This is a genomic window from Yeguia hominis, from assembly GCF_014384705.1.
Taxonomy (GTDB): domain Bacteria; phylum Bacillota; class Clostridia; order Oscillospirales; family Acutalibacteraceae; genus Yeguia; species Yeguia hominis.
Genome location: NZ_JACRSN010000020.1, coordinates 46,982 through 67,658 on the forward strand (window position 1 = coordinate 46,982; position 20,677 = coordinate 67,658).

Sequence of the window (20,677 nt, forward strand, 5' to 3'; positions counted from 1 at the left end):
AATTTTTCGCAGGAATACTGTCGTATTTCAAGGAAAAATGACGCAGCACTGCGCAAAAAGGCCCGCTGTCCGGGTGCGTTGGGAGTTTTCAGATACACCCTAGTAAAAAGGGAGCCGCCGGTCAGACGGTTCCCTTATAAAAGCGGATGGAAAACATTGCTCCTGCGGGCTTGCGGTTCTCTGCCTTCACCGTTCCACCCTGACCGGTTATGATCATGCGCGACAGTGCAAGCCCGATCCCAAAGCTTTTACCGTCGGAATCCTTGCCCTTATAGAAACGCTCAAAGATGCGGGGCAGATCCTCCGGAGAAATGCCCGTGCCGCTGTCCTTAATTATAATTTCGGAATACAGGGCGTTTTCGGTTGCATCAATCTCAATCCTGCCGCCCTCGGGGGTGTGTTCCATGCAGTTCTTCACAATATTGCCGATGGCCTCGCAGGTCCACGAGAAATTCCCCCGGAAATCTCCGTCCGCATGGATGAGCAGCTCCTGCCCGCGCAGCTCCATGGGAATGAGCAGGGTCACACAGGACTTTTTGAGCAGCGCTTCCAGACTGACCTGCTCCTGCTTGAACTGCACTGTGCCGGCATCCAGCCGTGAGATCTTCAGCAGCGTGGTGATCAGCCAGTCGATGCGGGAGAGCTGCTCGTAGAGCTCATGGATAAGCTGCTGCCTGCGCGCGTCGGTCAGCTTCGGCTCCGACAGCAGTCCAATCAGCAGATTGATAGAGGTCAGGGGCGTGCGGACCTGGTGAGAGATATCTGCGATAGAATCGGCAAGATACGCCTTTTCCCTTGTCAGCGTTTGCTGCTGCTCACGCAGGCGTATGGTCATCTTATAGATCTCACTGTGAAGGATGCTCAGCTCACCCTCTGAATAGCTGTCAAAATCGATCGAACTGTCGCCGTGCAGAACCTGATTGATATCATCCGCAAGGGAAGAAATCCTCTGATACCTCTTATAAGTGCTGATGCAGAAGACCAGCATGAGGAGCAGAGAAAGCCCTGCGGCTGTCAGCCCGGCGCGAATGTCGAAGAAAAAGCAGACTGCGCAGGCGGCTGCGGAGAGCAGCAGCTGCCACAGCAGTGCCTTTCGCACCTCTTTGTTTTTCAGCAGCTTCATCATGCGTCCACCCTATATCCTGTCCCGCGAACCGTCAGAATGATCTTCGGGTCGGTGGGATCATCCTCAATCTTCTCCCGCAGCCGCTTGATGTACACCGTCAGCGTATTGTCATTGACATACTCGCCGGCAACATCCCAGATGGCGTCAAGAAGCCGCTCACGGGTAAGCACGATTCCCCGATTGTTGATAAAAAACAGCAGAATGCGGTATTCCAGTGCAGAGAGGAACAGGTCCCTGTTGTTCTTCACTGCCGTGCCTTTTTCGGTGTCCACCACCACATCGCCGAGCTTCACCGTTTTGCCCATGCTGCCGGTGAGCCGGAGCACATTTCGGATGCGGGAGATAAGCTCTCGCGGGCGAAACGGCTTTGGAATGTAATCGTCGGCACCCAGATCGAAGCCCGTAACAGTGCTGAACTCATCGCCGGACGCGGTAAGGAAAATAACAGGGATATCAAATTCGGCCTTGATCGCCCTGCACGCCGCAAAGCCGTTGCCCTCCGCCAGGGACACATCCAGCAGCACAAGATCTGCCTTTTCCTCCGCAAGCAGCTTCATGGCCGCCGTCTGCCCGGATACACTTCGCACAAGATACCCTTCGCTGTTCAGATATTCGCTCAAACTTGCAACGATAATTATATCGTCTTCTACCAATAGTATCTTTATCATAGTCAGTCCTTTATTCTGATTGCCGCGGGATCACAACCACTTCCCGATGAAACCATATTCCACACGGTTGCCATCGTCCCATTCTGCAATCACACGGTAAACAAAGCTGCCGCTTTTCAGATCGAACGCATATCCTCCGTCATACGGAAGAATGCCTGTGATTGTCTCAACATCACCGCCGTTTTGGGGGACGCATTGTATCCGGCTGCACCTCGAAAAATAACCAGATCTCGTTTGGCTTTCTGTGGGAAACAAGTCCCTCGCCGGCTGCCGTGATCTCCGGCAGAGAGGTCTCTTCGCCGATCTCATACCCGCATCCAATGATGGAGCTCATCGTTCCATCCTCGTTTGGTTCCGGGGACTGCCAGTAGAAGGCGTAGGGGGATGCCGTGATTTCATCTGTTTCACCCATTGACCCGGGCATAACATTCACTTGAAGCTCCGGTACGGTGATTTGGTCGGAGGGCTGTGCCTCCTTATACGGCAGATTCATTTTTACTTCAAACTCTACCCAGTTTGCCATCGGCTCGGAATACTCTGTTCCGTTTTCATACTGAAACTCTGCCTGGAAACGGTATCGTTCCCCGGCTATCAGGTGATACGGAGCCGTCAGGTCATAGGAGAGTTCATTGTCCATGCCGCTGGGAAGGCTGTACTGGGTGGCGGGATAATCAACCTGCCGTGCGGGTGTGACCTTTTGCCATGCCCCGTTATCCATTTGATACAGCTCAAACGCCAGCCCATAGGCAATCGTCCTGCCGGAATCGTTTTTCCAGCGCAAGTCGAGCCGGAGATTCACACTTCCGCCGCCAATGCGCATGACCTCAAAGCCCACTCCCTCGGCATCGCTTCCCGCGTCAAGAATGCGAAGCAGCTCGTTCTCCGGAAATTGCGGCTCCGGCTGCTTCTCGCAGCGATAATATGTCACCGCTGCAAATGCACATGCGGCAATGGCAATTATGGCAAGAACGACCACCCATATCGCGGAAACCTTTCGTTTCATCATGGCGCACCTTCCTTTCTCTCTATATTTTTGTTCTTTTCTTCCTGCGGTTTAGCAGAAATACGGCTGCGCCAACGGCGGCAAGTACTGCCGTCAGTACAATGATAAACTCCGTCGGCATAAGGTACAAGATCGACCACTTCGGGGGCTGCGGCTTCTCAGATTCGGAAAGCGTAAAGGTCAGCTCGCCTTCCGGCAACCTCGGCAGGGTCAGCGCATACCCGCCGTCCGTCTTTGTAAAGCCGTCAATGCCGCTTTCCGTCATGTAATAGGGTGTTTTTACCACAACTTCCAATTCTCCAAACTGCGCCCAGGTCTTTGCCGGGGAAAGCAGATAGGTATACGCATAGAGGCTCGGTGTATAGCCCGCATCAATGGCGGGATACACCGGTGCTGTCACCGCGTTTTTCAGCGCCTGCCCCGGCTCCAGCGTGAGGGTGTACTCATACCATCGCATCAGTGAAAAATCTCCCTCTTCGATCTGGATCAGACCGTTTCCCCATGTTTCGGAACTGCGCCGCAGAAGCTCGACCTGAGCATTGTACCAGTCAGACTCCAGAATGCCGGAGTTTTCGTCATAGCCACGGAGAGCATAGTCCTTGAAGGTCATCTCGGAAATCTCCGGCGACACTGTGCCTTCGATAACCTTTTCGCAGGCGCCGTTTTCATACAGCGTCCATACAAGCCCCTCCTTCGGCAGCTCGCCGAAGATATACACCGTGATCGTATCGCCGTTTTGTACCCAGCAGGAGGCTCGAACCCCCTCCCTAAGCCGCTCTCCGCCGGTTTGCTCCTCGCACAGTACCCGCGTTTTTGTGCTGTCTGCATTTATGACAAATGCGGCGGTGGCTGCGCCGTATTCTTTATCTATGCCCGTGACGGAATACCTCTGCACCCAGACCGGCAGATCGGGATCGAAAAAGCTGTCGGAGATATAGCTGTCCGCCAGCTTCGGCAGATCCTCCTCGATGGAGAACGAGGTGTGCCGTGCCTTTAAGGTGTGCCGAACGGTCGCCTCTACTGGTTTTCCATCAAGCGTAACGCCGTATTTTAGGGTATCGGAAACATCGACCGGCCGACCCGTTGCATGGTCATAGATGTATTCTCCGTAATGTGGAGGATTACCGAACGGGAAAACCAGCGTGGCCGTAACCGTATAGTCGGCGGGATTGCGGAAGATATATTCTGCCGTGACTTTCCCGGTATAGGCGAGGAAGCTGTCCGTATCCGGATAATCCTGTTCTGGGAATTCCTGCACATCGAAGGTCAGAAGCTCTTTGTCCACCACAATGGGGCAATCCTCTCCCGTCACGACCGCGCCCGTGCCGTCCGTACCGCTCCAGTGCCGCTGGGCGGAATTGGCATAGGCGGGCTGTATACAAACTCCTGCCAGCAGCAGGATCCATAAAACTCCCGCAGTTCTTTTCTTTTTCACATGCATCGTCTCCTCACTTATAGACTGCTGCTTAAGTTCAAACTACTTTTGAATGTCCGTAACTGCGCCGATGAATATGGGCAGCCCGGTGGCATCGTCGATGATGGCATAGACGAACGGGCGGTCAAGTGTCACAGCATATATGGATAACATTTCACCGGTTTCTGCTATCTCAACAGCCGTTGCCGCCCCAGCTTTCGTGCCCTTTTCATCCACGGCGATATATGCCTTGTGGAGCACACGGCTGATATAAATGTTGCCGTCGGACGGGTGTCCGAGGCCGGAAAAATCCGCAAGCTCCGCGTCAAACGGTACGGTCATGCCGAGGGCTTTCAGCGCATCGCTCATCTCGATGCCGTAGTCATAAGAGAACTTCGGCATGGCTGCCTCCACAGGAACTTCCTTCGCATTGTTTACTGTGGTGAGAAAGCCCTCACCGGTCAGGGAAGCGATGTAATCATCCAGCGCAACCCCCTCATTCGGGAGGAGCGCGGCGAAGCTGTAGCCGTTCTTATAGGGCTTGAGAAATCCGGTCGCTTTCCCATCGTCCAGATAAAGGCTCTCATTCGAGTACATCATGGAGACGGTTCTCTTTGCGCCGTCGATAGCAGTAAAGGTTCCGTCTCTCACCTCATGCTTGCGGTAGATATTCTGCCACTCCGCATCGAACAGCACGGTATTGACAAGATACATAACGGCATAGGGATCCATCTGGTCAACGATCTTATCAATCACACCATCGGTATTCTCCTTGACCCAGTTATTGATATCCCTCAGCGTTTTTTCATCAAAGGCAGACTTGTAGGCCGCGGCACCGTAGTAGTCAGCGTTTCTTTGCAGGAAATCCTCTTCCACCGTAAAGCCGCTGTCCTTGAACCAGATAGAATTGGCTATTGTCAACCTGGTCTTTTCACTGGATGGCAGACTGCCGACATAGGCATGGAGATATTCGTTGAGCGTATCGATCGGGATATCCCTGCCCAGCAGAACTTCCATCTGCGCAAGGGTCTCGCCCTTGGCGCCGTTTGCGGTCATGGAAAGCGCCAGCATAACCGACAGCGGCGAGATCAGGCTGTTTTTTCCCTCCTCCCGCGTGTTCTGGAACAGGCGGACGGCGAAGTCTGCCGCTCCGTTTTTGAAGGCGTCATCTGCCGCCCTTCCGGAAGTCTTCTCCGGCGTGATGCCCTTCATCAGGTCATCCGCCTGCACCTTTGCGGCGCAGCCGGTCAGCCCCAGCAGCCCCGTTGCTAACAACGACAGGCAAAGGAATATGGCAATCCATTGTTTTTTCATTCTAAGCACCTCTTTCCGTTTCATTTGAGAAATTTATTCGCCCGATTTCTCGGCTCTGATCGGGGGTGAAAGTTCAAATCTTCCCATCGCTGATTTCGATCTTTCTTCCGCACAGGTCGGCGTACCGCTGCTCATGCGTCACCAGCAGCACGGTATTTCCCCGGCGGTTGACGGCGAGCAGCAGCTCCATGATCTCGTCTGCCGCCTTTTTGTCAAGGTTCCCGGTGGGCTCGTCAGCAAGGAGAATCACCGGGTCGTTGATCAGGGCGCGGGCGATGGTCACGCGCTGCCTCTGTCCGCCGGACAGCTCACCTGGCAGATGCTTCAGGCGGTTCTCAATGCCCAAAAAGCCCGCCAGCTCCCGCAGCTTCGTCTTATCCGGCTTTTTGCCGTCCAGCAGCAGCGGCATGATGATGTTCTCCTCCGCCGTCAGAATGGGAATCAGGTTGAAGTCCTGAAAGATATAGCCGAGCTTCCGTCTGCGTATTCCGGAAAGCGTCTCGTCATCGGAGGAGCAAATGTCCACACCGCCTACCTCCACGCTGCCGGAGGTGGGATGCTCAATACCGCCGATCAGGTTCAGAAGGGTGGTCTTGCCGGAGCCGGACTGCCCCACGATGGCGACCATTTCACCCGGCGCAACGGTGAAGCTGACGTGATCCACGGCGTAGATATCCTCGTCGCCCTGCCGGAACACCTTGGTCAGATTTTTTACAGTCACTGCATTCATCGGAAAATCTCCTTTCTGCATGATCATAGCGGACGTAGTACGCGCTTGAGCGAGCGGCGTACGGGATGCCAGTAGGTAAACAGCAGCAGCGCCGCCAGAGCCGCGTATACTGCGACCATCCCGCCGTCAAGGTGCAGCGGGGCTTTCTGCCATACGCACAGCAGCACCGTCAGCGGAAGGCTAATCAAAAACGGCGCGGCAACGGCAGCGGCGGCGGAGATCCCGTCCTGCCGGATATAGGAGCGGTACAGCGTCCGCTTTGACGCGCCCATCCTGTGAAAGGATCGGATCAGCGGGCGGCTGCCCTCGATGTAGTCGCAGAGCCGGACATAGAGGATCAGCAGGATGAACAGGAACAGCACCGCAAAGATGTACCCCAGCAGCAGATACACGCCGGAGGACATCTCCCGCAGGAAATCCGACCCCGACTGACGGTTGGTGACAGCATACTCCGCGCCTGCAAAGTGCGTCCGCAGGACGGTCTCCACCTGCGCATTCAAGGCAGGATCGGTCAGGGCGATCTCGACGCCGGTTGCCGGCTCTGAGGCGATGATGTCCGCATACAGCTCATCGCTTACATAGATATCCAGCGCCCATCCGGACGGCTTCGTGTCCGTCAGCGCAGTCACCGTCAGCACGGTCACGTCCTCCGATGCGGGCTGCTTGATACCCCCGTTTCCATCGTAATACGCTTCCGACCGGCAAAGCCGCAGTACATCCCCGACGCCGCGTTCCGCTTTGCAGCTGACGGCGATCTCATACCTAGAAAGCGTCTGAGACGCCGCGCCAAGACTGCTGCACGGTCGGATACGCAGCGGTGTCTCTACCTCCTCCGGGGACTTTGGCAGCAGGATATAACCGTCCGGCTCATATACGGGGCGCGTCTGCTTCACGCCCTCCAGAGCGGAAATATACGATATATCCTCCGCAGAAAGGCCTTCTCCGTCATGAGAGGAACGGGAAACCTTCAACCCCCATTCCTCCTCCGCGCCCGTGACCTGCAAGGCAACAGTGAGGATGTTGAATAGAAGCAGAAATACCGCCATGACGGGAACGGAAACAGCAAGGCAGGAACGGAAGCTGCGGTTCGCACGGCTGCACCACAGGCCGCAGAGGGTTGCCGCTGGGGTGGAACGCCGTCGGAGGGGCTTTCGTCCGCGCTTGACCTTCTGCTCATTTTCCATATCATACAGCAGCGCCCGCGCAGGCTCACGGCTGTATCGGTGCAGGGTCATGTCCAGCGACAGTCCCAGTGTAACGAAGAAAGCCGCCAGATGGAGCAGAATATTCATCGGCTCCACATGAAAGATCAGCCACGCGAGGCTGTCGTGGCGGATCTCAAGAAACGCCGTGAACAGCGCTTTCAGCGATACGACGGAAATAACCACGGCGCAGGCCGCCGCGAGCAGGAACACCGCCGCAAGCTCCGCGGCAAACAGGGCGCTGATCTGACGGCGGCTGGCTCCGCAGGCGCGGAGCGTCCCAACGTCAGAGGAAAAGCGCTTCAAGTGACTTCGGTAAGCGGAACGCAGCACCGATACCGAGAGCAGAATGACCAGCAAATTGACGAGCAGAAGGATTCGCTGCCCCGAAAGATGGGACGGATCAGTGGATATCCCGTGGGCGTATTCATAGCTGAACGCCGTCGGGAGCAGGGCTTCATTGTCCGATGCCTCCATACGCTTTCGAATCTCGTTTTTATAAACGGTCACGCTCTCCGAATTTCTCCATTCCTCGTCCGACAGAATATGCAGATAGATGGTGCCGTCACGATAAACGGGCGCGGACAGTCCGCGGATACCCTCAAAATATGGCACGTCCGCTTCCGTTGCGTTCCCAATGTGATAGGTTTCCCCCGCGGAACGGACAAGAAGATATTGCCGTGTGCCCCAGGCATTGCTGTCCCGGTAAATGGAGATCAGCAGCGGCAGCAGAAACGCGCAGGTCAGCACCGCAAACAGCACCGCATGACGGCGGGAGGCGCGCGTGAATGAGCGTTTCATATAGAGCAGATAAGACATGAACTAGCCTCCTGTTCAACATGGTTTATAAAATGGCGACAGGGCACCGGCCTTGCTGCGCAAAGCCGATGCCCTGTGTATATGGCCTGTTGGCTTTGCGGTATCAATCGCGCCTACGGGTCGATGATTTATGTATCAAGTTTCCTTTTTATATGTCCCTATGCGGCTCCGTAATTGTCGCCACCGATTCCCGCAGTTCGTCGCTGAACTCGTCGAGATCGCCGAGTGTGATCACTCCCTCATGGATCATACGGCAGATGATTGGAAGAGGATCCGATCCTCTCATGGAGATCTGCACGCCGGCACAGCGTCTATCCTCACGGATGCGCTTGCATAACTCCCAAAACTTATCAGCTTCGGAACCGTCTCCACGCAACAATTCGATATATTCCTTGTTCAGCCTCCCGATATAAGCCTCCTGCCATCCGGCAATCTTGTTTCGGAACAGAAGCCAATCCCGTTTAGAATTCCAATTGGATTGCATGCTTTTGCCTCCTCTCCTTGAACTTCATCAACCACCCTGATTTCTTTCAAATTCACGGAACAGAAAGCGAAAACGCTGCTGTGCCGCATCATACACATCAACATTCGGATATTCCCTTTTCGCCGTCTCATGTTTTACATTGCAGCACATATCTATTTTTATTGTATAATAAAAAGTGCATCAAGTAAAAAACAATCTGGACTGTTCCCCGTTTAGCAGACAAACAAAAAAGCGCCCAGTCGCAGAATAGCGGCGAATTACACGGCCTTGCTCCGGATTTCAAACGGAGTGAGGCCGTTTTTCAGGTTGATCCGCTCATAGTTGCAGAATCGCACATACTCCGCCACCGCCTGTTCGACTTCAGCCCGGCACGAAAATTTTCTCCGATACAGGCACTCTGTTTTCAGCGTCCCGAAAAAATTTTCCATTGCCGCATTGTCATAAGGGCATCCGGGGCTGGACATCGACGGCTGAATGGTATTCTTGGCTTAGGTCAAAGTATGCTTGGGATGTGTATTGTGACCCTTGGCCGCTGTGGAGGATTCGTCCATCAGCGGCCTTCTCTTTTTTACAGGCATCCCGAACGGTATCCGTCACCAGCGGAGCGGTCATATCACCGCCGATCCGGTAAGCCGGCAGCATTTTTCCGCACAGATCCAGTACGGCACACAGATACACCATTCCCTTAGCTGCGGGAATATAGGTGATATTGGTTGCCCAAAAGAGCATATATGTGATTGTCCCGCCGCCTCATTCCATATCGAAATTGACATATATACGGAAAGTGTGCCGTTCGATGACCGGGGTGCTGTCTTCATAGATTCCGCCGCTATCAAAGCGGATTTTTCCGGCAGGAACATTCGGATCAACGTCCTGCCCCTCCGCGCGAAACAGCCGCCATTCTCCATTCCAGAGCACGACAAGCCCCTGCTCCGTCAGGATGTATTTTGTTTTCAGACTGCGGTCAAAATTGCATTCGCCGTCCTTTTTCGGTACGGCATCCGTATAGGAAGTAATTGTTTTAACGGCAGTCTCGTCCACGGCTCCCTCATATCGGCTCGCGGAGCCGTAATATAGCGTCCCGTTTACCATAATCATCACGGGATAATCCGTTTCCACGCCACACAGTATTCCTTTTTCACCAGAGCAGGCGGAAAGAGAAATAAGAAGGAAAACAGCCAATGCTGCCGCCAATATCTTCCGCATCTTCTCATGCCTCCTTTTTCAGGTATGAGTCCTTCGCTATTAAATGGATCTACGGATCTCTCGGCTCCTGCGGTTTTGGCATACCATTAGAAAATTCTCATACCAAAACATCAGAGATTGTCCGGAAGCCATGTTTCCTCCTTCGGAAGCTTTCTTGTAAAAATCCGTCCGGCATCATGGTCATGCTTTGCCTGATGAAACTTGAAAAGCATCGCGCCATCCTCCAGTTTCCCCGCAATTTCGATCTTCCCCCGTGGATGGGACATACAGTATTTCAGACATTTACCCTGTCCGTTTTGCATGGCCTTTGCACCCTCCACAATGTCATAGCCCAGAGAAAGCGGGACTTGAAAGGAGTTTTTAACACCGGTAACCGGGCGGCACTGAAATACATAGTAAGGAACTGCACCGCAGGCCGTCAGTTTTCGAAGAAGCGAACCCAATACGGCAGGATCATCGTTCACACCCTTGAGCAATACAGTCTGATTTTTTATCACCGTGCCGCATTCACGCAGAACTCTTACTGCGGCTATGGATTTCTCCGTCAGCTCTCTGGGGTGATTGAATTGTGTGACCACATAAATCTGCTTTTTTCTGCCATAGGATCGCAGCGCATCCTGAAGCTCTGTATCTTCTGTAATTCTTGTAGGGAGAACCACGGGAATCCGCGTGGCAATGCGTATCAGATCCAGATGCTCCATCTCTACAAAAGCGAGCAGATAGTGCGAAAGCGTTTTTGTCGGAAGCATCAAGGCATCGCCACCACTCAGAATGACATTAGAAATCTCTTTATGGTCATGAACATAGTCCACCACTTTGAAAAAGCTGCGGGCAATTTCTTCGTCCGAAGAACCGACCAACCGTTTGCGAAAACAGTGGCGGCAATACATGGCGCAGCGATTGGTCGTCAGAACAAGAGCGCTTTGCCGATACTTGTGCTGCACACCTTCACATACGGTGTTGCTCGCTTCACCGCTGGTATCAAACGCCCCGCTTTGGTCCGCTTCAAAAAAGGTTGGAACGCACATTTTTCGGATGGGATCCGATGGATCGCTCCAATCAATCTGCTGCAAGTAGTGACGAGTGATCGACATTGGAAAATGTTCACACAGTTCTTGCAGCTGTTCTATTTCCGAAGCATTCAGGCCAAGCTGTGCTTGCAGCCGTGCCACATCCGTAATGTTATGTTTGAGTTCGCGACTCCAAGGCATTGATAATCCTCCGTTCCTTTCTGTAATAATAATGTGCTTTCCATGCACCCACTGCGCCGATCTGGCGCGGCATGGCCGAAGCTTCGAGGGTTATTAGATGGCGGATCCTCCGTGCTCATTCCTCCGTAATCCCATTGACTGCATTATGGTCATACGCTTCCGCTTCCCTCCGCAGCTCGTTGGAGCGCATGATCTTCTCGGACAGGCTGGCGAGGAAGCACTGGAGCAGCTTGACGCCGATGGCGGGGTGCTCTTCCGGCAGAGCCTTCAATCGCCCTCTGGAGATGCACAGCAGTTCGGTGAACTCCGCCGCCGTCCCGCTGAGGCGGAACACGCTGCGGGAAAGGCAATTTTCTCCTAGGAAGCTGCCCGGCGTGAGATCCGCGATCTCCAGCGGCGCGGACGGCGTATCGCTCCTGCCATACAAGGCGGATGAGCCTCTCCCATTGTGTTTGGGTGTCCAGATAGGCACGGAAGGCGTCAAAGGCGGGCGGGGCATTGTGCTTGGCAATATAGATGTTCCGCATGGCTTCCATAGCGGCGTCAGGATCGCTATTTGCAAGATCCTGCGATGAGAGCATCCTGCTGCTTCGATAGATCTTCTCGTCCAGATCCGGCTTGAGGAATTCCCCGGGATAGGGGTCAAAGTCCTCCGGGCTGATATGGACAAGATTCCCTGTTTTGTGCTGAGACTGCATTTTGGCGCGCTGATATACAAAACGGTAAATATCCTCCCACAGACGCTTCCACTTGGGGGGAACTTGGGCTGCGGCAGATGCTTGACAGACAGGGTATTATCCAGAAAGAAGCTGAAGCCGAAAATCCGGCTTAAGATAATCCACATCCTCACCCCGGGTTACAAGGGGATCAAAGGGTACACACTCGAAAAGCTCTCTGTGCAGGATCATGGCTCCGCCGAAGGCAAAAGGCGTGCGCTTGAGCCGCGGTCCGCTGCCGATGATTTGATCAAAGGCGCGCGCCTTGCAGCCGAAGCGGTCCCAATAGGTCATCCACGGCTCTGGGCTTACATCGTCGTAATACTGCCCCTTACTGTTCAGGCAGTAGCCGGCAACGCCGTGCACGATGTCTCCGTAGACTCTTCTGCCCAAGAATTCCAGCGAGCGCGGCACAAAGTCCGGCAGTTCGAAAATTTCATCATCGTCGATGAGCAGAGCAGCGTCCGCCGTCAGGATGGAGGCGGCCAGCAGGCAGATGTTGCGCACATTTGAGTATCCGAACATGGACAGAAGCTGTGCACCCCGGTCGTTCAGTCCGGCTTTACGCAGAATCCCCGCTATCTCGCACAGGTCTCCCGCAGTAAACAGGTATGTCTCCGCACTCAGCTGCGCCCGGCCCACGATACGAAGTACCTTCTCGTAGGCAGCAGCCTCCACCTCCGGGGTGGTGGGGACAGATCAAAATCACCAGCTTGAAGTCTTTTTCATGGAACTGCTTCATGCTGACTAAAGTACGCTCCAGCGTTCCCTCCTGATCCACCGGGGTGGGATGGTCATAGACGGCGTCCCCCTCCTGCCAGGGGTCGCCTGTTTTGCGGCACCAGCAGGTGGGGATTATCATGGTTTTCCTCATACGGCTCGCCCTCCTTAGTCCGAAAAATCTCTTACAGCGCGTTGATAGACCTGCTCCAGCTTTGCCACGAACTGTGCCTGCGCAAAATTGCTGCTGACATAGCGTGCGATGATGTCACGCCGCTCCGGCTCTGTATGATGTCTCGTCAGTTCATTCAAGATCGCAGTGCAGAAAGCTTCCTCGTCCTCCGGAGAGACCAATGTTCCCTCTTGACTGCTGATAAACTCCGGCAGACCGCCTTCATTGGAGCCGACAACAGGCAGTCCGCAGGCCATCGCCTCCAAGGCAACAAGGCCGAATGGCTCACGGCGGGAGGGCATTACAAAAACATCCGCCGCATTGTAGAGCCGCCGCAGCTCGTCCTGCTTCTGGTTGCCAAGGAAGAAGGTGTTCCTCAGACCAAGCTGCTTGTGCAGCTCTGACAATCGCTCCCGTTCCTCGCCGTCGCCGGCAATCAGTGTGATGAACTCCCGATCCGCCAGCCACTCATAGCGGCGCGCCGTGCGCAACAATGTGTCCACGCCCTTAAAGGCTGCCAGCTTTCCAACAAACAGAATGACATACTCTCCGCAATAAGAAAGGCCGAGCGAATCGAAAAGCGCTTCCCTGTCCACTTCTTCCCGATAGAAAATGTCCTCATTGTATCCGTTGGGCAACAGCAGAAGCTTGTCCGCCGCCATTGGGAGTTGCTCAAGCGCAAGATCCCGATTGTTTGCGGAGATGGCCAGTACTTTTGTGCTTCCCGCGACAGCCTCCTCTGCAAAGCTCCGAAAGGCTGGCCACTTTTTGCAGCCCATCAGCTCCGTCCCATGTATGGTTATGACCAGAGGAAGGCTGCACAGGGAAGCCAGCCAGGAGAGAACCCATGCGTGCTGTGCATGAATGATATCCGGTTGAAACTCCTGTACTGCCTGTCTCAAAGCAGCAGAGAACACAGTAAGATACCTCGTCAACTGCCCGATACCGAGATCCGCAAATGTAGTCCGGCTCTGAGGATGTGTGGTAAAGCAAGGAAAATTAAAGGGGAGCTCACCTCCCTGCATTTTACCCTTTGAAAACATCACCGGATACATTTGGATCCCGGGCAGCATAGGGAACGGCTGGTTCTCAGGAAAAACAACAGCAACCTCATGTCCGCGCTTGTGCAGATGCAGCGCAATATTCTTGGTGTAGATGCCGCTTCCCGATCCTTCCAGCGGGAAATGGTTGATCAGCAATATTCTCATCGTCCAAACCACCTTTCTGTTAACTCAGCCCATGCCTCCTTCGTTTTCTGATGCTGTTTCACCATATCCAGCAGCCACGCCTCCGCTGAGGACTGGATATCCGGAAGATACAAAAACCGTCTGTCGTTTGTATACCGGTATCGTGCTTTCGCTCCATCTGCCAACTGCCGATTTCTCTTGGTAAACTCTGTGGGAGCATGTCCCGTCTTCCAACGGAAAAACACATTGCGGTCGATCCAGCCCGTACAGGCATAGTAGAGCCTGTCGCGAACACTGCTGTTGTTTTGGAGATCCGGAATTTTGGGATAGTCCCCATATGTATCATGAAAAATGGGCGTTTGGATGTCCAGAAATTTAATATGGCTCCGAGATGCTGCCAACCCCATGAGCGTATCCTCCCCTCTGGCGAGGAGCGGCGTCTTATTGTAAAAATAGTAAGGCGAGAAAAACGGCGGAAGCATCGTCAATGTGCTCATGCGGATGCCCATGTTTCCGCCCAAAACCTTTGTGGTGGGCTGCAGATTAGATGCCTCGGCTTCCTGTACAATAAGTCCGCCGTGGATCTCGCTGCTTTGCCAAAACTCCGACATATCCTCCTTATGGAGTCCCCAGAGCAGATCTGTCATCCCCTCAAAGGAAGCCGGAGGCAGGATGTTGTATCCGCTGTAATCGCTGCTGGTAACGGTCGCGCCCAGAGACATCCCATATAGATGCGCTCCGATAAAGGCTATTTCCTCAAACCGGGGTGTCCCGTCAGGCATTTGGCGCAGCACGCGCGGCTGCACATCCGAACCACAAAAATCAGGTAGTCCATGCCTGTAAACAGCGCTTCCATCAGCACCTGATTCCGATTAAAGCCATAAGGAATCAGTCCGTGCGTATCAATCAACGGGCAGAACAAAAGCTGCTGAATGGATGAGAATCGGACGCCGATCCGCTTCAAAATCATATGCGCTCTTTCGTAGTTCTGAAGCCGGATCAGAGAAACCTTCGCCTTGCGCTGCAATTCTTAAATCGCCTCCGGATCAGCCTCATGAGAGTATACGGCAATCACGCTTCAATCGGGTGATCATACTTCTCGGCATTATCCAGAAAGTTTGTCAGCGGATGCGCAGATATAAGATTCCGCACAATCATTCCGATGGCAATTTTCATTAAAAGCCCTCCTTGCTCTATCCTGTACGGCCGCACATTCTCATTATCTCAAAGGAGCGAGAAAATACAGGCTTGAACGGAGCAGGAGGGCTCTTACCGCCTTCTTTATTGATACAGAGGAGATTCTCTAACGTGCCGTCCTATGCGCCCGTCGTTATTGTTTTCTGAAAACAACAAATGGACAAGGATAAGCACCCTGAATACACCGCCGTCTTTTCTATAGGCATCTCATGTTATGATACCGCCTACATCTCCTGCCTCCTTCGCACTGCCTGATCTCAATAGGTAAACAAAGAACCATCGTAACACGGTTCGTGTTTTTCCGTTATGGCGAGAGCGCTCGATTCCCAAACTTACTTCGTGTGCAAAAAAGAAAAGCGCACAAGCAGACCGCTCGGTCCAGCTTATGCGCCGCTAATCCTGATTTGGTTTTGACAACTCCTACTGAGGAAGCTGCACCAATATTGCATTCGCACAAAGCCGAACCAGGTACGAAAAACGATAAACATGGCAGCAGCCTCCTTTCTATCAATGAATCATCTTTATTGTTGTCATATTCCTCGTCAAAAAGCCCTTTTACACAGGGATGTTCTCCCTCCCGGCCTGGAACTTCTTAACAGAAACTGCGATGAAATATATGCCGAAAGACGGAAACAGTTTTCCATCACGAATGGCCGCCGCGTCTGATCGTGTTTTCCCACTTTCCTTGGCTGTCTCTATACAGCAATTTCAAACTCAACGCCGGGCGGATGCACTTTCAAGCCGAGTCTTTCTTCCTCGCTCCTTATAAGTGGCAATTTTATTATACGAAAAAGTTGGCACTTTTTCAAGAGGGGTTTTGAAAATATTACGGTTCAGGCTGATTACTTCGATGTTTTTTCTCAGGTGTTGCTCTGCCCTGCAGTGGTGTCTTCTCCGGCACAAACGTTTTTTATCGAAGTGCTCCTGCCAGCACAAAACGAGCATCAGCGAACTCATAGCTGCATGTAGAGAGCGTAAGAATGCGATCGGATACATCGGGAGTAATTTCGCCGGAAAAGCAGGAACGGTTGACTGCTTTTCTAAGCCATACTTCAAACTCCGCATCCGTAAAGCCGACTTCCCACGCATCGTCCTGTGGTGCGGCAACATACCCCGCGAAGAACTCCACTTTATCGCTTTTCTCCGGTGTTATCAGCAGCGCAACCGGATGATCGTCAAAGAATTCCTGCTTCTTGTATTTGTCAAGGCCCGTAAACATTGTGCCGTTCTTCCTGTGGTGTCCATAAATAATGGAGTGCCGGTCGGCGAAGCTTGCATCATTTCGGGAATCCAGAAAGATACAGCCGGATCCGTTCCATTCGCCAGTGAACAGGTGCTTCAAATAATAGTCGTTATCCTCTCCCTGCACAACCGGATAATTGATCTCCGTTCCCTCAATGTAGATCCAGGCAACGATATCAGGGTTGATCTCACGCAGTGCAGCAAAATCCGCCTCAGGCCAAATTGTGTCGTCCTCATCCGGTTGTGTTTCTGCCCCGCCAGACTCGCTGGTAGCAGAAGGCTGTGGCACAGCAGTTTTCGGAGGAAGCGAAACCATGTGGCTGATATCGTCATACGCATCTTCCCCCACGCGGTACTCGGAACGAATTTCCCAGATCTTCCACGCAGAAAACGCCATGATGGCGATAAAAGTTGCTGTGAGAATCCCAAAGGGCAATCTATTCTTCTAATTTGACAAGCAAAAAACATATTTGGATTTTTAATGGGGGATTCCATAGCCTTTGAATGTCAGAAGGAGTCTGCGGCACACCGCAGGCTCCTTCCCATACATAAAACTATTCGCCTTTTTCTTTTTTGTTTTTTCCAACTACAGCCCTGTCGCACAAAGCAATAATTCCGGGCAGGAGGAACAGGATCAGGAACATGGCTGAGGCGCAGCCCACCGACAACGTGCGGACAATCTGCTCAATGGTGGGGTTGCCGAACAGCGGACCGATCACCGCCGTAATGAGCACCATAATGGTGCCGGAGGTAAGGATCGTGTGGATACTGCCTTTGTATGCAGCAATCAGCGCCTCGCTTATAGGGAGCGTTGCCCGCATTTCACGGTAATAGCTGGTAAACAAAATTCCATAGTCGATGGTCGCACCCATAAGGATGCATTCCACAATCAGCAGTGCCAGATAGTACATTGAGCCGCCGATCGCTCCCAGTGCCGAGACGGTGATGAATACGCCGCACTGAACAATCAGCACGAGGATTGCCGGGACGGCAAGAGAACGGAAGGTCAGCGCCACCACGATAAAAATGGATACCGCAGTAAGCAGCGTGATAACCAGCTGCTCTCGCCCAAATCCGGACTCCATTTCATCAACCATTATGCTGTTGCCGATGAGATAGTGCTCGCCGGGCAGCTTTTCGTCGCACAATGCAGACAGTTCCTTGACAAATGCCGAGGTTTTCTCCGATTCGACCGGCAGCTTGGTGGTAATGGTCAGGCGGGAATACCGTTCGCCTTTGAGCTGCGCTGTACCGTCGTCGAGCTGCGTTTTGGCCTTGCTGATTCCGTCCTTCTGTTCAGCCGTCAGCAAAGAGGAGAAGGACGGATCGCTGCACAGTGTTTCAAGATATTCAACCAACTGAGCCGGAGACATGGTGTACTCTGTATCGGTCTGCTTCATGCTCCCGTGGTACAGATAGAGCAGCTCCACCGTGTTCTCATCGAATTGATTGCCCATTTCTCCGAGTAAGTCCGCCATCTCCTTCGCCGTGAATTCCTTGTCGTTTACCACGGCATCGGCGATGACCTTGGTCTGATACAGCTTTCCCTTTGCCGTATCATCAAACATTGCGGCATATTCCGGATTCGGCAGAACATTTTCCGTCAGGAAGGAAACAAATTCATACAGAGACATGGTCTTATCCGGTGTGTACTCCATACCGTAGCGGAGCATAAAGAGCTGTGTGACCTGCCCCTCATCCATACCGAGACTCTGCGCCAAAGCGGCGGACGGCAGGGGTGTGCTCAGCGCCTCCTTATCGGTTAAGGGCTTCAGCTCCGCAAGCTGTGCCGCGGCGGTTTCGTCGATGTAGTCGGAAAACAAAGGGTCGGCAGCCACGGTATCTGAGAGAAACTCAACAAAAGCGGACAGCGTCATGGGTTCTGTCTGTCCCTTTGTACCATAGCGGTAGAATGCGATATTCAACAACCCTGCATCCGCCTTCAGGTTGCCGCCCAAATCTGAGAGCAGTTCCGTCATCTCATCGACGGTGCATTGTTTGCCTATGGTCGTAGGATAGGAAAGCACGCTCGTCACGCCGTCCTTTCCCTCCATTGCCGATGCAATTTCCGGAATTTTATCCTCATCTGCGTTGTCATACAGCAGGACAATTGTGTTGTCTTTTGGGAAAATGTTGGCGATCGGATCCTTTTCAGCCAGCGTGTAGACGGTTTTCGTGCCGTACTGCAGATAGCCCGTGCCGACAAACAGCACCACAAACAAAACGGCAATCACCTTACAGAAACGATAGCTGAATTTGCCCAGCGCAGCTGCGAGGCACTTTTTATCCGCGTTCTCTGCCCGCTTTCTCTTCTCGGTCTTTTCAATCAGCCTGTGCGACATCAGGATGAGTGCCGGCAGAACCGTGAACACGCAAAGCATGCTGAATGCAACGCCCTTTGCCAGCACAACGCCGATATCCGCGCCGATCTTAAAGCTCATAAAGACAAGCACCAAGAGTCCGACGATGGTGGTGACGGCGCTGCCGGTAATTGAGCCAAAGGCTGCACGCAATGCGCTCTTCATTGCTTCCTTGCGGTCATCGGTCTTTTTAAGCTCTTGCCGGTAGCGATTCATTAAGATAATGGAATAGTCCATCGACAGCGCAAGCTGCAGCACCGCCGCGATTCCGAAGCTGACATCTGATATCTCGCCGAGGAAATAATTCGTGCCCAGGTTCAGCACAACGGCAACACCGATAGTGATAAGGAACAGTACCGGCTCAAAGTACGAGCCGCAGGAGATAAGCAGAACAATCAGAATGATCCCAAACGCCGCCAGATAGACAGAAAACGGAATGTCCGGCGATGAAGTATCATTGTTCTTTATCGTAAGGTCATAATCGGAATACGCCTCTGCCACCTGTTCTTCAATGGCGGTTTCTTCCTCGGTGTCATATCCGTATTGGGTATTGAGGATGTAGAGGGTGTATTCACCGCTGTTGTAGTCGCTGCTATCCGGATCAAAGGAAACACTCTCTACATTTTTAACCGTGGCAAGCGCATCCTTCAGCTCCATCTTTTTGTCATCGCTCAGCCCGCGGAACATTACGCGAATTGTGTAGGCTGCATTCTCCTCCGGAAATTCCTCCTCCATAAGAGAAATTCCCTGCCGCATCTGCGAATCGTTGGGCAGATATTTGGTCATATCCGAATTCACGCCGACCTGCGGAATCAGAAACCCGCAAGCTGCGGTCAGTATCAGCATGATGGTAAGAATAAAGATCCGTTTGTTTACAATAAAGCTTGACAGTCGCTTCATAGGTGTCCCTCCTGCGTGGTTGTTGACAAATCTCTATGCTTGAAATATAATTACATTAAAGTATAAAGTCAACAGACTGTTTACTTTAAATAATCGCGATGCAAACAAGACGTGCTGTTTATGATTGGAAGTAAACAACTACGAGCCATTTGTTAGCAGAAGGAGTGCGTATGGAGAATCAAAGAGTGCGGCTGAGCAAGATGCTGCTGAAAAATGCACTGATAACGCTCCTGAAAGAAAAGCCGCTTGAGAAAATCACCATCTATGAGCTGTGCGCCAAGGCACAGCTTAACCGTGTGACCTTTTATAAGTATTACGGCAGTCAGAGCGATCTGTTGACCGACATTGAGAATGACTGCTTCCGCAAGCTGGAGGAGATCCTATCCGACAATGCATCCGATGGCGAAGACTGTCTATGCCGGATGCTGGAGGCGCTGCTTGCTGATGAGGAGCATTTCAAGGTGCTCATCAACGCCCTGCCGGATAAGGACTTTTCAACCAAGCTGTTCGATCTGCCCACTATCCGGCGCCAGCTTGACATGGCGATCCCGGACACCTTTACCGAGGAAGAACGGGATGAGCTTTGCCTTTTCTTCTATCAGGGCGGCTATGCGGTGATACGAGAGTGGCTGAATCGAGAGAACCGGCAGTCGCCGAAAAAGATGGCGGTGTTTCTCAACGGCGTCATCCGCAAGCTGACGCAATGAAAAACGTAGTTTAAACAGAGACCCCGACGGTGCATTTCATACTGCGACGTTCCCACGCCAATGGATAGTCACTAAAAAGTCAAGACCATCCCTCTAAGGGGTGGCTTGACAAAGCCCTATAAGGGCTTAATACAGCCAGCGCCTAAAAGACGCTGGCTTTCACTTCGTTCAAGCCATTGCGGACTGATTACTTGGCCAGCCCCTTAAAAGGGTCTTCCAATTCCTTTGTTGTGATTTTATCCATCATCTGATCGTGCGTCTCTTGCTCACGTATATCCTTCCGTATCGTTGCTTCATTT

General features: G+C 52.8%; 20 protein-coding genes and 1 pseudogene. 1 reads left to right on the forward strand and 20 read right to left on the reverse strand.

The window, feature by feature from the left end:
- Positions 1-121: 121 nt before the first annotated feature.
- The 19 genes from IAG03_RS11845 to IAG03_RS11935 form a co-directional block, all read right to left on the reverse strand.
- Positions 122-1,123: a sensor histidine kinase gene (locus IAG03_RS11845; protein ID WP_249320244.1), complete on the reverse strand. Its 1,002-nt coding sequence runs from the start codon at positions 1,121-1,123 to the stop codon at positions 122-124.
- Positions 1,123-1,794 carry a response regulator transcription factor gene (locus IAG03_RS11850; protein WP_249320245.1) on the reverse strand — a complete coding sequence of 224 codons (672 nt, stop codon included), beginning with the start codon at positions 1,792-1,794 and terminating at the stop codon, positions 1,123-1,125. Before IAG03_RS11850 ends, IAG03_RS11845 begins: the two co-directional genes overlap by 1 nt.
- A gap of 172 nt (positions 1,795-1,966) precedes the next feature.
- Complete coding sequence (locus IAG03_RS11855; protein WP_249320246.1) at positions 1,967-2,800, reverse strand: immunoglobulin-like domain-containing protein; 834 nt, start codon at positions 2,798-2,800, stop codon at positions 1,967-1,969.
- 19 nt (positions 2,801-2,819) lie between these two features.
- The gene (locus IAG03_RS11860; protein WP_249320247.1) at positions 2,820-4,232 is read right to left on the reverse strand and encodes a hypothetical protein; all 1,413 of its coding nucleotides are present in this window, start codon (positions 4,230-4,232) and stop codon (positions 2,820-2,822) included.
- Positions 4,233-4,274: 42 nt separating this feature from the next.
- Complete coding sequence (locus tag IAG03_RS11865; protein ID WP_249320248.1) at positions 4,275-5,525, reverse strand: serpin family protein; 1,251 nt, start codon at positions 5,523-5,525, stop codon at positions 4,275-4,277.
- Between the two features lie 73 nt (positions 5,526-5,598).
- Positions 5,599-6,255 (reverse strand): ABC transporter ATP-binding protein, encoded by a 657-nt coding sequence (locus tag IAG03_RS11870; protein WP_249320249.1) that lies wholly within the window; start codon positions 6,253-6,255, stop codon positions 5,599-5,601.
- Positions 6,256-6,278: 23 nt separating this feature from the next.
- Complete coding sequence (locus IAG03_RS11875) at positions 6,279-8,276, reverse strand: FtsX-like permease family protein (RefSeq protein ID WP_249320250.1); 1,998 nt, start codon at positions 8,274-8,276, stop codon at positions 6,279-6,281.
- Positions 8,277-8,424: 148 nt separating this feature from the next.
- A complete protein-coding gene (locus IAG03_RS11880) occupies positions 8,425-8,760 on the reverse strand; it encodes a multidrug transporter (protein WP_249320251.1) in 336 nt (111 codons plus the stop codon).
- Positions 8,761-9,017: 257 nt separating this feature from the next.
- Entirely contained in the window at positions 9,018-9,188 is a 171-nt protein-coding gene (locus IAG03_RS11885; RefSeq protein WP_249320177.1) for an IS3 family transposase, read from the reverse strand.
- A gap of 10 nt (positions 9,189-9,198) precedes the next feature.
- Positions 9,199-9,489, reverse strand: coding sequence for a DDE-type integrase/transposase/recombinase (locus tag IAG03_RS11890; protein WP_249320252.1), 291 nt, complete (start codon positions 9,487-9,489; stop codon positions 9,199-9,201).
- A gap of 21 nt (positions 9,490-9,510) precedes the next feature.
- Positions 9,511-9,966, reverse strand: coding sequence for a hypothetical protein (locus IAG03_RS11895; RefSeq protein ID WP_249320253.1), 456 nt, complete (start codon positions 9,964-9,966; stop codon positions 9,511-9,513).
- Between the two features lie 110 nt (positions 9,967-10,076).
- Positions 10,077-11,177 (reverse strand): KamA family radical SAM protein, encoded by a 1,101-nt coding sequence (locus IAG03_RS11900; protein ID WP_249320254.1) that lies wholly within the window; start codon positions 11,175-11,177, stop codon positions 10,077-10,079.
- Positions 11,178-11,292: 115 nt separating this feature from the next.
- Positions 11,293-11,604: a cyclic nucleotide-binding domain-containing protein gene (locus IAG03_RS11905; protein ID WP_249320255.1), complete on the reverse strand. Its 312-nt coding sequence runs from the start codon at positions 11,602-11,604 to the stop codon at positions 11,293-11,295.
- Positions 11,605-11,971: 367 nt separating this feature from the next.
- On the reverse strand, positions 11,972-12,535 hold the full coding sequence (locus IAG03_RS11910) for a hypothetical protein (protein WP_249320256.1): 564 nt from the start codon (positions 12,533-12,535) through the stop codon (positions 11,972-11,974).
- Positions 12,536-12,781: 246 nt separating this feature from the next.
- A complete protein-coding gene (locus IAG03_RS11915; RefSeq protein WP_249320257.1) occupies positions 12,782-13,993 on the reverse strand; it encodes a glycosyltransferase in 1,212 nt (403 codons plus the stop codon).
- Positions 13,990-14,754, reverse strand: coding sequence for a hypothetical protein (locus IAG03_RS11920; RefSeq protein WP_249320258.1), 765 nt, complete (start codon positions 14,752-14,754; stop codon positions 13,990-13,992). The genes IAG03_RS11915 and IAG03_RS11920 overlap by 4 nt, the downstream gene beginning before the upstream one ends.
- Positions 14,721-14,999 (reverse strand): hypothetical protein, encoded by a 279-nt coding sequence (locus tag IAG03_RS11925; protein WP_249320259.1) that lies wholly within the window; start codon positions 14,997-14,999, stop codon positions 14,721-14,723. Before IAG03_RS11925 ends, IAG03_RS11920 begins: the two co-directional genes overlap by 34 nt.
- A gap of 1,080 nt (positions 15,000-16,079) precedes the next feature.
- Positions 16,080-16,847, reverse strand: a complete 768-nt coding sequence (srtB, locus tag IAG03_RS11930) for a class B sortase (RefSeq protein WP_249320260.1) — start codon at positions 16,845-16,847, stop codon at positions 16,080-16,082.
- 118 nt (positions 16,848-16,965) lie between these two features.
- Positions 16,966-19,671 carry an efflux RND transporter permease subunit gene (locus IAG03_RS11935; protein ID WP_249320261.1) on the reverse strand — a complete coding sequence of 902 codons (2,706 nt, stop codon included), beginning with the start codon at positions 19,669-19,671 and terminating at the stop codon, positions 16,966-16,968.
- Positions 19,672-19,841: 170 nt separating this feature from the next.
- On the opposite strand from IAG03_RS11935, the gene IAG03_RS11940 reads away from it, so the two are divergent.
- The gene (locus IAG03_RS11940) at positions 19,842-20,378 is read left to right on the forward strand and encodes a TetR/AcrR family transcriptional regulator (RefSeq protein ID WP_249320262.1); all 537 of its coding nucleotides are present in this window, start codon (positions 19,842-19,844) and stop codon (positions 20,376-20,378) included.
- A gap of 187 nt (positions 20,379-20,565) precedes the next feature.
- Here IAG03_RS11940 and IAG03_RS11945 read toward each other — a convergent pair.
- A pseudogene (locus IAG03_RS11945) lies at positions 20,566-20,677 on the reverse strand (IS200/IS605 family transposase); the annotation flags it as partial.

Excerpts from the sequence above, each read along its gene's own strand:
- IAG03_RS11845 (WP_249320244.1), bottom strand. The coding sequence starts at position 1,123 with ATGAAGCTGCTGAAAAACAAAGAGGTGCGAAAGGCACTGCTGTGGCAG.
- IAG03_RS11850 (WP_249320245.1), bottom strand. The coding sequence starts at position 1,794 with ATGATAAAGATACTATTGGTAGAAGACGATATAATTATCGTTGCAAGT.
- IAG03_RS11855 (WP_249320246.1), bottom strand. The coding sequence starts at position 2,800 with ATGATGAAACGAAAGGTTTCCGCGATATGGGTGGTCGTTCTTGCCATA.
- IAG03_RS11865 (WP_249320248.1), bottom strand. The coding sequence starts at position 5,525 with ATGAAAAAACAATGGATTGCCATATTCCTTTGCCTGTCGTTGTTAGCA.
- IAG03_RS11870 (WP_249320249.1), bottom strand. The coding sequence starts at position 6,255 with ATGAATGCAGTGACTGTAAAAAATCTGACCAAGGTGTTCCGGCAGGGC.
- IAG03_RS11875 (WP_249320250.1), bottom strand. The coding sequence starts at position 8,276 with ATGTCTTATCTGCTCTATATGAAACGCTCATTCACGCGCGCCTCCCGC.
- IAG03_RS11880 (WP_249320251.1), bottom strand. The coding sequence starts at position 8,760 with ATGCAATCCAATTGGAATTCTAAACGGGATTGGCTTCTGTTCCGAAAC.
- IAG03_RS11885 (WP_249320177.1), bottom strand. The coding sequence starts at position 9,188 with ATGGAAAATTTTTTCGGGACGCTGAAAACAGAGTGCCTGTATCGGAGA.
- IAG03_RS11890 (WP_249320252.1), bottom strand. The coding sequence starts at position 9,489 with ATGCTCTTTTGGGCAACCAATATCACCTATATTCCCGCAGCTAAGGGA.
- IAG03_RS11895 (WP_249320253.1), bottom strand. The coding sequence starts at position 9,966 with ATGCGGAAGATATTGGCGGCAGCATTGGCTGTTTTCCTTCTTATTTCT.
- IAG03_RS11900 (WP_249320254.1), bottom strand. The coding sequence starts at position 11,177 with ATGCCTTGGAGTCGCGAACTCAAACATAACATTACGGATGTGGCACGG.
- IAG03_RS11915 (WP_249320257.1), bottom strand. The coding sequence starts at position 13,993 with ATGAGAATATTGCTGATCAACCATTTCCCGCTGGAAGGATCGGGAAGC.
- IAG03_RS11920 (WP_249320258.1), bottom strand. The coding sequence starts at position 14,754 with ATGCCTGACGGGACACCCCGGTTTGAGGAAATAGCCTTTATCGGAGCG.
- IAG03_RS11935 (WP_249320261.1), bottom strand. The coding sequence starts at position 19,671 with ATGAAGCGACTGTCAAGCTTTATTGTAAACAAACGGATCTTTATTCTT.
- IAG03_RS11940 (WP_249320262.1), top strand. The coding sequence starts at position 19,842 with ATGGAGAATCAAAGAGTGCGGCTGAGCAAGATGCTGCTGAAAAATGCA.